The 13877-nt window shown below is 72.3% G+C and carries 10 protein-coding genes and 1 tRNA gene; 2 read left to right on the plus strand and 9 right to left on the minus strand.

Going from position 1 to position 13877, the window contains the following annotated elements; translation table 11 throughout:
- Positions 1–31 precede the first annotated feature (31 nt).
- From A6A29_RS25780 to A6A29_RS25815, 8 genes are all read right to left on the minus strand, one after another.
- Entirely contained in the window at positions 32–748 is a 717-nt protein-coding gene (locus A6A29_RS25780) for a hypothetical protein (protein WP_073723305.1), read from the minus strand.
- The gene (locus A6A29_RS25785) at positions 745–1167 is read right to left on the minus strand and encodes an acyl-CoA thioesterase (RefSeq protein ID WP_073723307.1); all 423 of its coding nucleotides are present in this window, start codon (positions 1165–1167) and stop codon (positions 745–747) included. Before A6A29_RS25785 ends, A6A29_RS25780 begins: the two co-directional genes overlap by 4 nt.
- Before the next feature lie 5 nt (positions 1168–1172).
- Complete coding sequence (ettA, locus tag A6A29_RS25790; RefSeq protein WP_073723309.1) at positions 1173–2837, minus strand: energy-dependent translational throttle protein EttA; 1665 nt, start codon at positions 2835–2837, stop codon at positions 1173–1175.
- 250 nt (positions 2838–3087) lie between these two features.
- Positions 3088–4266 (minus strand): outer membrane protein assembly factor BamB family protein, encoded by a 1179-nt coding sequence (locus A6A29_RS25795; RefSeq protein ID WP_241838653.1) that lies wholly within the window; start codon positions 4264–4266, stop codon positions 3088–3090.
- Between the two features lie 339 nt (positions 4267–4605).
- A complete protein-coding gene (locus A6A29_RS25800) occupies positions 4606–6105 on the minus strand; it encodes an LAETG motif-containing sortase-dependent surface protein (RefSeq protein WP_073723313.1) in 1500 nt (499 codons plus the stop codon).
- Positions 6106–6294: 189 nt separating this feature from the next.
- Positions 6295–6798: a single-stranded DNA-binding protein gene (locus tag A6A29_RS25805; RefSeq protein ID WP_073723315.1), complete on the minus strand. Its 504-nt coding sequence runs from the start codon at positions 6796–6798 to the stop codon at positions 6295–6297.
- A 90-nt stretch (positions 6799–6888) separates the two neighbouring features.
- Complete coding sequence (locus A6A29_RS25810; protein WP_385727448.1) at positions 6889–8895, minus strand: GTP-binding protein; 2007 nt, start codon at positions 8893–8895, stop codon at positions 6889–6891.
- Positions 8883–10526, minus strand: a complete 1644-nt coding sequence (locus A6A29_RS25815) for a dynamin family protein (RefSeq protein ID WP_073723319.1) — start codon at positions 10524–10526, stop codon at positions 8883–8885. The genes A6A29_RS25810 and A6A29_RS25815 overlap by 13 nt, the downstream gene beginning before the upstream one ends.
- Before the next feature lie 317 nt (positions 10527–10843).
- Here A6A29_RS25815 and A6A29_RS25820 point away from each other — a divergent pair.
- Positions 10844–10916: transfer RNA gene (locus A6A29_RS25820), tRNA-Arg, on the plus strand.
- Positions 10917–11058: 142 nt separating this feature from the next.
- On the opposite strand, the gene yczR is transcribed toward A6A29_RS25820, so the two are convergent.
- Positions 11059–12477 carry an aminotransferase-like domain-containing protein gene (gene yczR / locus A6A29_RS25825; RefSeq protein ID WP_073723321.1) on the minus strand — a complete coding sequence of 473 codons (1419 nt, stop codon included), beginning with the start codon at positions 12475–12477 and terminating at the stop codon, positions 11059–11061.
- Between the two features lie 105 nt (positions 12478–12582).
- On the opposite strand from yczR, the gene A6A29_RS25830 reads away from it, so the two are divergent.
- Positions 12583–13836 carry a Tm-1-like ATP-binding domain-containing protein gene (locus tag A6A29_RS25830; protein WP_073723323.1) on the plus strand — a complete coding sequence of 418 codons (1254 nt, stop codon included), beginning with the start codon at positions 12583–12585 and terminating at the stop codon, positions 13834–13836.
- Positions 13837–13877 lie beyond the last annotated feature (41 nt).

Genomic DNA, 13877 nt, shown 5'->3' on the forward strand with positions numbered 1-13877 from the left:
GCCTCGGGTCAGCGGGGCGCGAGTTACGGGGTCAGCGGGGGCCGACGGTGAAGGGCAGGGTGCCGAGCCCGCCGCTCGTCGCGCGGCGCAGGGCGATCGACCCGTACGGGGTCCGCAGCCGGAGCCAGGTCCCCGAGGACAGCAGCGACACGGGGAAGTGCGGGTCGGCCCGGAGGAAGCCGAGGGACTGGGCCGCGTGGACGGCCCGGAGGGGAAGTTCCGTGGTGCCGACGGGGCGGGACCAGATCTCCCGGCCGATGCGGTCGCGTTCGGCCCGGGTGCGGTGCTCGTCGGGCAGCGCCTCGTCGCGGGTGCGGAACTCCGCGACCGCGGCGGTGAGTGCGACGCGCAGGGCGTCCGGGGCGGGCAGGCCGGGCAGTTCCCGCCAGGGGCCGCGGGGCGGCAGGACACCGGTCCAGGGCGGTCCGGTGACGGGCCCCGGCAGCGCTCCGGAACCGGAACCGCCACCCGCACCCGCCTCGGCCGGCTCCTCGGCATCCAGCGATTCGAGGAGTTCCCCGGCCGACACCGTGATGTCGAACGTCTCGGGGTGGGCGAGCCGCGCCGTACGGATCGCGAGGACCTCGAACGACGGCGGCCGGCCGAAGACGGCCAGTGCGTCGCCGCCGCCCGCCTGCAGCCGGACCGCGGCGGCCCGGTCGTAGTGGAGCAGCCGTCCGAGGAAGGCGGCGAGATCCGCCGCCTCCCTCGGGTCGGCGAACTGCGGCGACGCAACGGGCACCGTCATGCGGCGGCGGGCTCCTCTGCCAGGTACTGCTGGAGGAAGAGCTTCTCCTCCGCGGAGATCCGCCGGGGTCGCGCCGCGGCCAGGTCGTACGGCACGACGACGGTCGAGGCGCGCACGTACACCTGCTCGGGGTCCTTGATCTCGTACGAGATCGTCAGCGACGCGGCGCCGATCTTCGTGACCCACGACTCGACGGTCACCGGGGCGTGCCGGTGCACCAGCGGCCGTACGTAGTCGATCTCGTGCCGGGCCACCACGGACCCGCCCGAGAACGACGGCGAGCCGTCCCCGGGCGCCAGCCGGAACATGAAGTCGATGCGCGCCTCCTCCAGGTAGCGGAGGAAGACCACGTTGTTCACGTGGCCGAAGGCGTCCATGTCCGACCAGCGCAGCGGGCAGCTGTAGATATGACGAGCCAAGACGATCAGCCTCGCGTGAGCTTCTTGTACGTGGCGCGGTGCGGGCGGGCCGCGTCCGCACCGAGGCGCTCGATCTTGTTCTTCTCGTACGACTCGAAGTTGCCCTCGAACCAGTACCACTTGGAGTCGCCCTCGTACGCCAGGATGTGCGTGGCGACGCGGTCCAGGAACCAGCGGTCGTGGGAGATGACCACCGCGGCGCCGGGGAACTCCAGCAGGGCGTTCTCCAGCGAGGACAGGGTCTCGACGTCGAGGTCGTTGGTGGGCTCGTCGAGGAGCAGCAGGTTGCCGCCCTCCTTGAGCGTCAGCGCCAGGTTGAGGCGGTTGCGCTCACCACCGGACAGGACGCCCGCGGGCTTCTGCTGGTCCGGGCCCTTGAAGCCGAACGCGGAGACGTAGGCGCGCGAGGGCATCTCGACCTGGCCGACGTTGATGTAGTCCAGCTCGTCCGACACGACGGCCCAGAGGGACTTCTTGGGGTCGATGTTGGCGCGGGACTGGTCGACGTAGGAGATCTTGACCGTGTCGCCGACCTTGATGGAGCCGGTGTCCGGCGTCTCCAGGCCCTGGATCATCTTGAACAGCGTGGTCTTGCCCGCACCGTTCGGGCCGATGACGCCGACGATGCCGTTGCGGGGCAGCGTGAACGACAGGCCGTCGATGAGGACCTTGTCGCCGAAGGCCTTCGAGAGGTTCTCGACCTCGACGACGATGGAACCGAGCCGCGGGCCCGGCGGGATCTGGATCTCCTCGAAGTCCAGCTTCCGCATCTTGTCCGCCTCGGCCGCCATCTCCTCGTAACGGGCGAGACGGGCCTTGGACTTGGTCTGGCGGCCCTTGGCGTTGGAGCGGACCCACTCCAGCTCTTCCTTGAGCCGCTTCTGGCGCTTCTCGTCCTTGCGGCCCTCGACCTTGAGACGGGCCTGCTTCTTCTCCAGGTACGTGGAGTAGTTGCCCTCGTACGCGATGGCGCGACCGCGGTCGAGCTCAAGGATCCACTCGGCGACGTTGTTCAGGAAGTACCGGTCGTGGGTGACGGCGATGACACAGCCCGCGTACTTCGAGAGGTGCTGCTCCAGCCAGTTCACCGACTCGGCGTCGAGGTGGTTGGTGGGCTCGTCGAGGAGGAGCAGGTCCGGGGCCTCGATGAGCAGCTTGCAGAGCGCCACGCGGCGCTTCTCGCCACCGGAGAGGTTGGTGACCGGCCAGTCGCCGGGCGGGCAGCCCAGGGCGTCCATGGCCTGCTCCAGCTGGGCGTCCAGGTCCCACGCGTTGGCGTGGTCCAGGTCCTCCTGGAGCTTGCCCATCTCATCCATGAGCGCGTCGGAGTAGTCCGTCGCCATGAGCTCGGCGACCTCGTTGAAGCGCTGGAGCTTGCCCATGATCTCGGCGGCGCCGGCCTGGACGTTCTCCAGGACGGTCTTCGTCTCGTCGAGCTTCGGCTCCTGCATGAGGATGCCGACGCTGAAACCGGGAGACAGGTACGCCTCACCGTTGGACGGCTGCTCCAGGCCCGCCATGATCTTCAGCACCGTGGACTTACCGGCGCCGTTGGGCCCCACGACACCGATCTTCGCGCCGGGCAGGAAGTTCAAGGTGACGTCATCAAGGATCACCTTGTCGCCGTGCGCCTTGCGCGTCTTGCGCATGGTGTAGATGAACTCAGCCAAGAGAAACCGTCCGGCAGCAATAGAGGTGTGGGCAGATACACCCCATCTTGCCTGACGTCCAGCCCAGGACGGAAACCCGTCTCATCGGGCGCCCGTGACCTGCCCTTTTCGCCAACCCCCGTTCGCAGTCGACCGGTCACTGCCTGTCGCCGGCGATCGCCGCCGGGCGTCCCCGGGTGGCGGGAGTCGCGTGAACGATCTCGCACGTGGCGGGGGGTGGCGGCCGGGACCGGCCACCACCCCCCTCTGCTCACTGCCCGTAAGCGACCAGCAGATCGGTGGCCGGAACCACCACGAGCCCGCCACCCGCCCCGAGCCCGGTCAACGGCTGGGACACGTTCTGCTCGTCGGGCCCGTCGATCGGTGCGCCGACGTCGGTGGACCAGACGGACTGGCCGGTGGCGCCGTTGAGCGCCCACAGCTGACCGGTCCGGGAGCCGACGTAGACGTATCCGTTGACGACGATCGGCGCCGTACTGATCTGGCCGTCGCCCTCGAACCTCCAGCGGGTGGCCAGGGTGCGGCTGTGCCGCTCCTGAAGGACACCGTCATCGACGAAGTAGCCCTGGCGGCCGTCGAAGGCCGGTGCGGGCGCCCGGCCGGTGGCCCCGTAGGTGCTGCGGACCTCCCCGTCGGCGGCGTCGAGGGCGATGCCGCCGTCGTCGCGGATCCAGACACCTCCGTCGGCGAGAACAGGGGTGCGGCCCCCGCCACCGGAGCAGTCCGTCCGGTGGTGCCAGAGCGGGTCGCCCGACTTGGGGTCGAAGGCGTAGGTCTGCGCGCAGGCGTAGGAGACGTAGACCCCGTTGGCCGTGACGGCGGGCGAGCTGTTGTCCCCGTTCGCGACAGGCTGGGTCCAGAGCACCGCACCGTCGGCGGCGTTCACCGCGTACAGGGTGCCGCCCGAGCCGGCGCCGCCCGTGTACACCACGCCGCCGGCGAACGTGGGCGGCGAGGTGAAGGAGTACTGATCGGGCAGTGCGACGGTCCAGATCTTCTTCCCGGTGACCGGGTTGAACGCTGTCAGCACACCGTCGTAGTTCTGGGCGTAGAGCCGGCCGCCCCCGTAGGTGAGCGCGGACCACAAGTAGGTGCCACCGAGGTCGACGGGCTCCCAGGCGTTCTCGCCCGTGGCCGCGTCGATGGCGTAGAGGGTGGTGCCGTGCCCGTCCGGCGAGGCCGCGGTGGCGAAGACGCGCCCACCGGCCACGATGGGGTAGGAGACGCTCCCGCCCAGGTCGCGGGACCATTTCCGGCTGAGCGGCGGCGCGCCCACGGCGGTGTCGACGAGACTGCCGTCGTGGCGTGCGTTGATCTGGTAGGTGGTCGAGGCGCCGGTCTGCGGCGACTGTGCGCCGACCGGCGTCACCAGCATGACGAGCGAGAGTGCCGCACCGAACAGGACCGTGATGGTTCTTCGCAGTTTCACTGAGATATCCCTCATCATCCGGCATCGCCGCGGCGATGCGCGCGGGGCGGACCGGCCCCCCGGGTTCGGTGGCCCGCCTCCAAGCCCCATGATTCCCCCGAGGGAGGATCAACCGCCTTCTATTTTCGCCCAGTTGGACGTCCAGGAGGGCCGCGCCCGACGCATCTGTCTGCCGCGGTCCCGCCTGACGAGGTCCTGCCTGCCGATCGCCGTGGCCGCTTCCTGGCGAGTCCCCCGGCACACGTCGGCCCCGGCAGGCGGCAGCCCGGCACACAGCGGCCCCGGTACGCCGAGGCGCCCGGGGCCGCTGTTCAGCGCACTGGCACAGTGCGCGCGTGCTCACTCACCGTCGGTGTGCGGCTTCTTCCGGCGCAGGACGAAGATCGCGCCGCCGCCGACGACGACCAGGACGATGGCGATGCCCGCGATCATCGGGGTGGCGCTGGAGCCGCCGGTCGCGGCGAGGTCGCCCTCGATCCCCGTCGAGCTGGTGCCGGTGGAGGCCGGGACGGGCTGCTTGGCGCTCTGGATGTCGATGCCGCCGTCGGTGTCCTTGGTACTGCCGCTGGTGGCGCAGTCCAGGACGCCCTTGAAGTTCTTGGCGAACCCTCCCGGTCCGGTGATGGTGAAGTCGTAGCCCTGGTCCTCGGCCACCGGGATCGTGACGGTCCTGGTGGTTCCGGCGGCGATGGTGTGCTCGAAACCGGCCAGCTCGAAGGTGAACGGCGCGTCCCCCTTGTTGGCCGCGGTGATGTCCACCCCGCCCTTGGCGCAGTTCTTCCTGGCGGTGAGGGCGGGCACGGCGCCCGTCTCGCCCCAGGTGGCGGTGGCCCGTGCGGAGACCGTGGACTCGCTGGACCCGGCGAGGATCTGGGTCTGGCTCCTGGTCGCCCCGGCGAAGGTCCGGCCCACCGGTACGGAGGTGGTGGCCTGGACGGTCAGCGCCGCGGAGCCGTCGGCCGTGTCCTTCGGTATGTCGAAGTAGAGGCGGGCCCCGTCGGCCGCGGCGGTGACGGGCCTGCCGTCCTTGTCGCTGATCCTGATACCGCTGGCGGCGGCATCGGCGGGCGGCGCCACCGAGACCTGGCCCGCGTCGGTACGGACGGTGACCGGGCCGAGCCGTTCCCCGGCCCGGCCGGAGACCGCGGCGGGCTCCAGCGTCAGGGACGCCCTGGGTTCGCCGACGTTCTTGGCGCGCCGCTCCAGCCAGTCGGCGAGCTTCTCGGCCTGCTTGTCCAAGGCGTTGACATCGGCATCGTCCGAGTAGCGCCAGATGGCGACCTGGGTGCCCGCGGCGGCGGTCCGCTCGGTGAGCGGTCCGGTGCCGGCCTCCTCGGCGAGTGCCGCGAGGTCGTCGACCTGCGGGTAGGAGTGCTGAAGGATCCACCGGACCTTGCCGGCGTTCCGGTTGGCCCCGAGCGAGGTCTGGGCCCAGGGGGTCTCCAGATACTTCGCCTGTTCCTGCGTGGGGTTGTGGAGGTCGATGCAGTACGTCTTGAGCCTGCCGCCGCCGTCGACGGTCATCTCGAAGAGCCCGGCGGGCAGCTGCTGCGTCCGGTCCGGCTCACTGCCCCGGCCCTCCGTGTGGAGCACGGCGGTGTCGAAGGTCTTCAGCCCGTCCAGCACCGCGACCGCGCCGCCCTGGTGCTGGGGCACGTCCTCGGCGGCCGCCCCGCCCGCACCGGCGAGGGTGCCGGCCATGAGGAGACCGGAGATCAGCGTCACGGCGCCCAGCCGGGTGCGCCCCGAGCCACGCGTTCTCCCCCCGGCTCTGCCACGGACGGAGTGCACCACCGTCGTGTCGGACGGCAAGGTGGACGCTGAAGACGCAGAAAACACAGAATTCCCCTCCGGGCGGGCCCTCGCGCATGGTGCGCGTGTGGGGAATGCCCCGCCAGCAGACTCAAGTGCCCCGTGAGTACTGAGGAATCCTAAGGACCGCAACGATGCGTAGTCCCCCGTCTCAGCCTCGGACAACCATTCCGAATCGGAATCGTTATCGCCGGTACAGGCCGCTCACCTGCCATTTCAGGACACCGCCGCCAACTCGGTGGCCTGTTCCCGGCTCTTCCGCGACAGCGCCGGACCTTCCTCTGCGTCACCTTCACCGCCTGCCGGACCCCCGCCCGGGTCACCCCCACCGCGTGCCGGACCGGCCGTCAGCGAGGGCTCCGCCCGCACCACTCGGCGGAAGGCGGCGGTCCCCCGCGTCAGGTCGTGTCCCACGGCCACCGCCTCGATGTCCACGAAGGTCCGCCGCTGACCGTCCCGTTCCTCCTCGCGCACCTTCAACCGTCCGTGCACGACCAGTGGTTCGCCGACCGCCACGGATCCGGCGAGATTCGACGCGAGCGTCCGCCAGGCCCAGACCGTGTAGAAACTGGTGTGCCCGTCCGCCCAGCGCTGTTTCTCCCGGTCCCAGCGGCGCGGTGTCACAGCGAACCGGAATCGTGCCATCGGGCCGGTGGCCGTCTCCCGGAACTCCACGCCCGTGGCGGCGTTTCCCACCACCGTCACCAAGGTCTCGTTCATTTCCGTCCCCCTCGTCCGTCTTCGTCCCGCCCGTCCTGCCTGCTGACTTCATGGTGGACGGAAGAGGGGAATCGCGTCGGAGCCTGTGGACTACCGGCCGGTTGTGGAAAACTCCGTCACCGCCACGTACCGCTCCCGCACCTCGCGGTAGCGCACCAGTTCCGCCGCCACCGGGTCCAGGACCCGGGCCCGGCCGCAACCGGCCGCCGCGTCACGCAGCCGCCGCTCCGCCTCCTGCCCGTACCGTCGCGCCGGCCCCCTGGCGGCGGCCGCGCACGACCACTCCACCAACGGCCCGCCGACGACTCCGGCCAGCATGATCAGCGCGGGGGTGACCAGGCCCGGTTCCAGGACTCCGACGATCTGGCCGAGCAGCCACAGGCCGCCGAAGATCTGGAGCAGGGTCATCGACGCCTGGGCCAGCACGGCGGCGGGCCACCACTTCGGCCGCGGTGGCCGCACGCCCCGCCCACCGAGCGCGAGTCCTGCGCCCGCCCCGGTCCGTGCCGCCCTGCCCGCCCCGGTCCGCACCGCCCTGCCCGCACCGCCGGACGTCTCGGGCCCGCTCTCCTTCGCGGTCCGGCTCCCGGCGCCGGCCCCCGCCTTCACCGCCAGCTCGTCCAGCGCCTCCGAGAGCCCCTTCGCCCCGCTCACCGCCGCCTCGCGCACGGCCTGCGCCCACGGGGCGGGCAGCCCGTCGGCGGCGTCGTCCGCGACGGTCCGTACCGCCTGCTCCACCCGCTGCCTGGCGGTCAGCTCCTCCTCCGGCGGGGCCAGGACCTGCGCCATCCGGTCCAGGCTGCCCGGCTGCCGGGACGATTCGTACCAGCGCCACAGCCGCAGCCACGGGGTCCCGCACGCCCGCCCGGCGTTCCTGCGCCACTCGCGTTCCGCCGCCTGTCCGGCGGCTGCCGCTCCGACGGCCTCCGCGAGCCGGTCGGTGAACTCCTCGCGGGCCCGCTCGCCGAGGCCGGGCCGCCCCTCCGCCACGTACACCGGCCTCAGCCGTGCCGCCGCGGCGTCCACATCGGCGGAGAGCCTGCGGGCGGCGGCCGTGCGTTCCTGGACGAACCGGCCCAGCATCTCGCGCAGTTCGGCCACCCCGTCGCCGGTGAGAGCGGACAGGGACATGACGGTGGCGCCGGATTCGCCGTGCTCGCCCAGCGCCATGCCGTCCTCGTCCAGCAGCCGGCGCAGATCGTCCAGAACCAGGTCGGCGGCCTCGCCGGGCAGCCGGTCGATCTGGTTGAGGACGACGAAGGTGACCTCGGCGTGCCCGGCCAGTGGGCGCAGATAGCGTTCGTGCAGAGCGGCGTCGGCGTACTTCTCCGGGTCGACGACCCAGATCACCGCGTCGACCAGCGCCAGCACCCGGTCCACCTGGTCGCGGTGGCCGCTCGCCGCCGAGTCGTGGTCGGGCAGGTCCACCAGGACGAGCCCCTGAAGCGCCTCGTCCGCCTCCGTGCCCCCCTGTTGGGGCCTGCGCCGCAGCCGCCCGGGAATCGCGAGCCGGTCCAGCAGCCCGGCGGCGCCGTCGGTCCAGCTGCACGCGATCGGCGAGGCGGTGGTCGGCCTGCGCAGCCCGGTGTCGGAGATCTGGACTCCCGCGAGCGCGTTGAACAGGGTCGACTTCCCGCTGCCGGTGGCTCCGGCGACGGCGACGACCGTGTGCCGGGAGGAGAGCCGCTGCCGGGCGGCGGCCTCGTCGAGCACCCGCCCCGCCTCGGTGAGCGTCCCCTGATCGAGCCGGGCCCTGGAGAGCCCGACCAGTTCACGCAGGGCGTCGAGCCGTGTACGCAGGGGGCTGCCGGACCCCACGTATGCCTCGACCTGCGGGCGTACGTCGTCGTCCGGCGCGCTCTGCGGCTCGGTGTCCGCGCGGGCGACCACCGCCGCGCGCCGGGCGATGAGCCCGTCGTCCCAACGCCCGTCCTCCCGCTGCGCCTCCTTGCCCGCGCCCGCGCCCGCGCCCTGCCCCTGACCTGCCCCCTGACCCTGCTCCTGCTCCTGCTCCTGGCCCGAATCCGGCCCCTCGTCCTGCCCGTGGTCCTGACCCTGCTCCTGGTTCTGTCCTGTGACGGCGGTCATCGCTGCCACCTCTCCTTCTGCAGTACGGAAAGCGCGGCGATCAGTTCGGCCTGTGGTTCCGGAGCGACGTCGAGCGCGTCGAGCGGGGCGAGCCGCCGGTCGCGTTCGCCGTTCAGCACCTGGTCGAGATAGCCGGTCAGCAGCGCGCCGCCCTTGTCGCGGAGCCTCAACGCGCCCTGCGCACCGATGCGTTCGGCGAGCTGCTCCCCCGCGGTACGGGCCCGGCGCCCGCCGAGCAGGGCGGCCGCCAGCAGCGCTGCCACGGTCTCGGGATCGGGTGCGACGTTGCGTTCCAGCAGCCGCACCTCCTCCTCCGCCAGCTCTTCGAGTACCCGGCGCCACCGTCGTACGGCCATGGAGATCCGCCCTTCGATGTCCTCGGCGGGCCCCCATCCCCCGGCTTCCCGGCCGGCGCTCTCGAAGAGGAAGAGACCGGCGGACGGATCGCGCTGCCAGGTCGTACGGATCTGCTCGTCGGCGGCGGCCACGGCGCACTGGAGGAGCGCCACCAGGCTGTCCACCAGCGCTTCGATGAGTTCCTCGGCGGAACTGTCCAGCGGATAACCGCGCCACCGGGTCCGGGCGTCCCCGGCCAGTACGGCGCCGCTCTGGAGCCTCCGGCGGATCCGGGACTCCTCCTTCCGGTACGCCTCCTCGACCACCCCGGTCAGCCGTACCGCCGCCGCGTGCTGTGCGGCGACGGCCCCGGCCAGCCCCGGGACGCGTACGTTCAGCGACTCGATGACCCCGGCCGCCGTACGCCCCACGGCCTGCTGGCGGGCGGCCGGATCCTGGACGCGGTGGGTGAGCCAGGCGCGCAGCGGGGCGACGGCGGTGGTGGGCAGGAGCCCGCTGCCGCCGCCCGCGGACTCGGGCAGCTCCGGGATGGTGAAGCGCGGCACCTCCCCCAGACCCGCCCGGGTGAGCAGCGCCGCGTACTGCCGGGACACCTCGGCGATCACCTGGTGCGGCACCCGGTCGAGCACGGTGACGAGGGAGGCGTCGTACTCCTTCGCGGTGCGCAGCAGATGCCAGGGCACGGCGTCGGCGTAGCGCGACGCGGTGGTCACCATCACCCATACGTCGGCGGCGCAGATGAGTTCGGCGGCGAGGACCCGGTTGCGTACGACGAGGGAGTCGATGTCGGGGGCGTCCAGCAGGGCGAGCCCGCGCGGCAGTGTGGCGGCGGTCTCCACCCGCAGGACGGTCCCCTCCTCGTCCCCGGCCGCCGCGAGGTCGTCGAGCCCGTCCGGGTCGGGGGCCTGACCCGGCGGCAGCCAGATCCGGGTCAGCTGCGGGAGCACCCGTACGCCCGCGAACCAGTGATGGTCGTCCGGGTGGCAGACGAGCACCGGTGTCCGTGTGGTCGGTCGCAGCACGCCCGCCTCGCTGACCCGGCATCCCACGAGTGAATTGACGAGCGTCGACTTCCCGGCCCCGGTGGACCCTCCGATGACCGCGAGCAGCGGCGCTTCGGGATCCTTGAGCCGTGGCACGAGGTAGTCGTCGAGCTGGGCGAGCAGTTCCACCCTGGTCTGCCGGGCCCGCGCGGCCCCGGGAAGCGGGAGTGGAAGACGCACGGCGGCGACACGGTCGCGCAGGGCGGAAAGTGCGTCGATGAGCTGAGGCCGTACGTCCATGGTCACCACATGCGAAGAATGCCCAATTTTGGCGCCTTTTTGAAGCGTATAGGCCCCTCTGCGCGGCGGTTCCACCCTCCGGACAGAGGGGACGAGTGGGGCGCAGGCATAACGAGTGCACAACACCCGTGGCGTCGGAGGCCAAAAGCGGTGCATGAATCGCACCTACCTGCGATTATCGGTTCGCTTCACCGAACCTCCACATCGTGCCACGCAGGTGAAGCAACCGGGTCGAGGGGATCGGAGCCCTATCCTTGTCCCGGCAAGGCCACGGACCCACCCGATCACGGGCTCCGGGCCGACGAGGCCACCACCCGGCCCCCGTAGCTCAGTGGATAGAGCAGGCGCCTTCTAAGCGCTTGGCCGCAGGTTCGAGTCCTGCCGGGGGCGCTTCGCGCCACAGCTGGTCCGGCCCTCCTTCGGGAGGGCCTTTTTGCTGGTCCGGGGCACGCTAGCGAGTGCGGCGTAGCGGGGGCGTAAGCGTTGGCTGTGCCGCCGCCACCGCCGCGCACCGGTCGCCGTGACGCGTCGCTCAGCGCGGGCCGCGGCTTCGCTCCGCGCAGTCGACCAGTACCGGCAGCGCCTTCGCCAGATGGCCGTGCCGGTCGGCGAAGGGCAGCCGCAGGTGGTGGCGGAAGCCGTCGACCGCGGAGAAGGCGGGGCCGGGAACGATCAGGACGCCCGCACGGCGGGCGAGTTGGGCGGTGGCCTCGGCGTCCGCGCCGGGGATCTCCACCCAGAGCGCGGAGCCGCCCGCGGGACGTTCCCAACGCCAGCCGGGGGCGTGGGCGTGGAGGAGCCGTTCGGTCTCCGCGAGGCGTTCGCGCAGTTGGGAGCGGCGGTGGGCGCGGGCTTCGGGCAGCTGCCCGAGCAGTCGCACGGCCAGCATCTGGTCCACCACCGGACAGGACAGGTCGACGGACTTCTTGATGTCCGCCAGCCGGTGGACGACGGTGGTGGAGGCGCGGATCCACCCCACCCGCAGGCCGCCCCAGAAGAGCTTGGACAGGGTGCCGATGGTCGCGGTGGCGGCGGGTGGCAGCCGGGAGGCGAGGGAGACGGGCGCGCTGTCGTGGCCCAGGGCCAGTTCCGCGTAGGCGTTGTCCTCCACCGCGTACACGCCGTGTTCGGCCAGTGCGGCCGCCCAGCGCAGCCGGGTGTGCTCGTCCGTGCCGCGCCCGGTGGGGTTGTGCACGGACGGCTGGAGATAGACGAGGCGCGGGCGGAGGTGGCCGGCCAGCCGGTCCAGCGCCGCCGGACCGTCGCCGTGGGAGGACGCGGCGGGCAGCGGGACCAGACGGGCGCCCCGCGAGCGCAGTGCTTCGAGCGCCCCGCGGTACGTCGGGTCCTCGACGACCACCGTGTCCCCGGGCTCGACCAGCCCCTGGGTGATCAGCCAGACGGCCTGCTGGGACCCCGCGGTGACCAGGATCTGTTCCGGTGCCGTCGGCAGGCCCGCGGACCGGTGGTACGCGGCGATCGACTCCCGGAGCTCCGGCAGCCCGTACGGAAGGTAGCCGTCACCGGCCAGCGCGGTGGTCAGGTCCCCGGCGGACAGGGCGCCGACCGCCGCCGCGACCGCGGGCAGGCCGTCCAGCGCGCCGCTGGACAGGTCGATGCCGCTGTCCCTGGCCCCGAAACTGGCCAGGCGGCCCTCGGACGCGGGTTCGCCCACCGCCCCGGACGCCCGCAGCCGGGACCCGCTGCCGTGCCTGCTCTCCAGCCGTCCCTCGGCTTCCAGCATCCCGTAGGCGGCCGTCACCGTACTGCGGCTGACGCCGAGCGCCGCCGCGAGGGCGCGCTGCGAGGGGAGCAGCGTGCCGGGGGCCACGTCACCGCGCTGGGCCAGTTCGCGCAGCGCGTCGGCCAGCAGCCGCGGCATCGCCCCCGTACCCCCTTTGGACCAGCCGGTGAGCAGACGTGACAGGCGGGTGGGAGGAATCCGGTCCATCCGCCCATCATCCCGCGCCGCAGGCCAATTGCCCTCAAGTGGTGTGGGCGGGCCGCGGGAGCCGGGCGCAGGATCGAGGAACCGTTCGTTCAAGGGAGAAAGAACATGGCGACCGTGGTGCTGGTGGGGACTCTGGACACCAAGGGTGCGGAGTACGCGTGGCTCGCGACGCGGCTGCGCGCGCTCGGCTGCGAGGTCGTGACCGTCGATGTGGGGGTGATGCCGCTGCCGGGCGGTGCGCCCGCCGGTGACATCGGGGCGGCAGCCGTCGCCCACCGCGCCGGGCACGACCTTCGGGCGCTGCGAGCCGCCGGGGACCGCGGCGCGGCCGTGGCGGCGATGGCCGAGGGCGTCGAGCGGGTCGTCGGTGATCTGCACCGCGAGGGCCGGCTGCACGCCGTCCTGGCGGTGGCCGGCAGCGGGGGCTCGTTCATCGCCGCCCGTGCCATGCGGGCGCTGCCCGTCGGTGTGCCGAAGCTGCTGGTGTCCACCATGGCCAGCGGGGATGTGGCCCCGTACGTGGGCAGCAGCGACATCACCATGATGTACAGCGTGGTCGATGTGGCGGGCATCAACTCGGTGTCGTCCCTGATCCTGGGCAACGCGGTGGCCGCCGCCGCCGGGATGGCCGCCCACCACGAGCGGATGCTCGCCCGTCCGCGGCCCGAGGGCCGCAAGCTGATCGGTGCCAGCATGTTCGGCGTCACCACGCCGGCCGTCGACGCCGCCCGCCGGCGTCTGGACGAACTCGGTTACGAGGTCCTGGTCTTCCATGCCACCGGAGCGGGCGGGCAGGCCCTGGAGAAGCTCGCGGCGGGCGGGTTCCTGGCCGGGGTCCTGGACCTGACCACCACCGAACTCGCGGACGAGCTGGTCGGCGGTGTGCTGAGCGCGGGGCCCGACCGGCTCACCGCGGCGGGCCGGGCGGGCATCCCGCAGGTGGTCGCCCCGGGCGCGCTGGACATGGTCAACTTCGGCGCCGCGGAGACCGTCCCGGAGCGCTTCGCCGGACGCCATCTGCTCGTGCACAACCCCACGGTCACCCTGATGCGCACCACGGCCGACGAGATGGCGCTGCTCGGCACCATCGTCGGAGAGAAACTGGCCGCGGCGACCGGCCCGGCGGCGGTCTTCTGGCCGTCGGGCGGCATCTCCGCGGTGGACGCCCCCGGCGGTCCCTTCCACGACCCCGCCGCCGACGCGGCCGGACTGACGTCCCTGCGATCGGCTCTGGAGGGCAGCACCGTCGAACTCCACGAGGCCGACGCCCATCTGAACGATCCGGCCTTCGCCGTCGCCGCCGCCGACCACCTCCACGGGCTGATCACCGCCCACGCCCGTACGGCCGCGGACGCCTGAGTCCGCTCCCGCGTACCGCACCCTCCCCCACGCCATACCCC

The sequence above is a fragment of the Streptomyces sp. TSRI0281 genome, assembly GCF_001905125.1.
GTDB lineage: Bacteria > Actinomycetota > Actinomycetes > Streptomycetales > Streptomycetaceae > Streptomyces.

Bases quoted from the DNA above. Each gene is read 5' to 3' on its own strand.
- A6A29_RS25830 (WP_073723323.1), top strand. From the start codon at position 12,583: ATGGCGACCGTGGTGCTGGTGGGGACTCTGGACACCAAGGGTGCGGAG.
- A6A29_RS25780 (WP_073723305.1), bottom strand. From the start codon at position 748: ATGACGGTGCCCGTTGCGTCGCCGCAGTTCGCCGACCCGAGGGAGGCG.
- A6A29_RS25805 (WP_073723315.1), bottom strand. From the start codon at position 6,798: ATGAACGAGACCTTGGTGACGGTGGTGGGAAACGCCGCCACGGGCGTG.
- yczR (WP_073723321.1), bottom strand. From the start codon at position 12,477: ATGGACCGGATTCCTCCCACCCGCCTGTCACGTCTGCTCACCGGCTGG.
- A6A29_RS25815 (WP_073723319.1), bottom strand. From the start codon at position 10,526: ATGGACGTACGGCCTCAGCTCATCGACGCACTTTCCGCCCTGCGCGAC.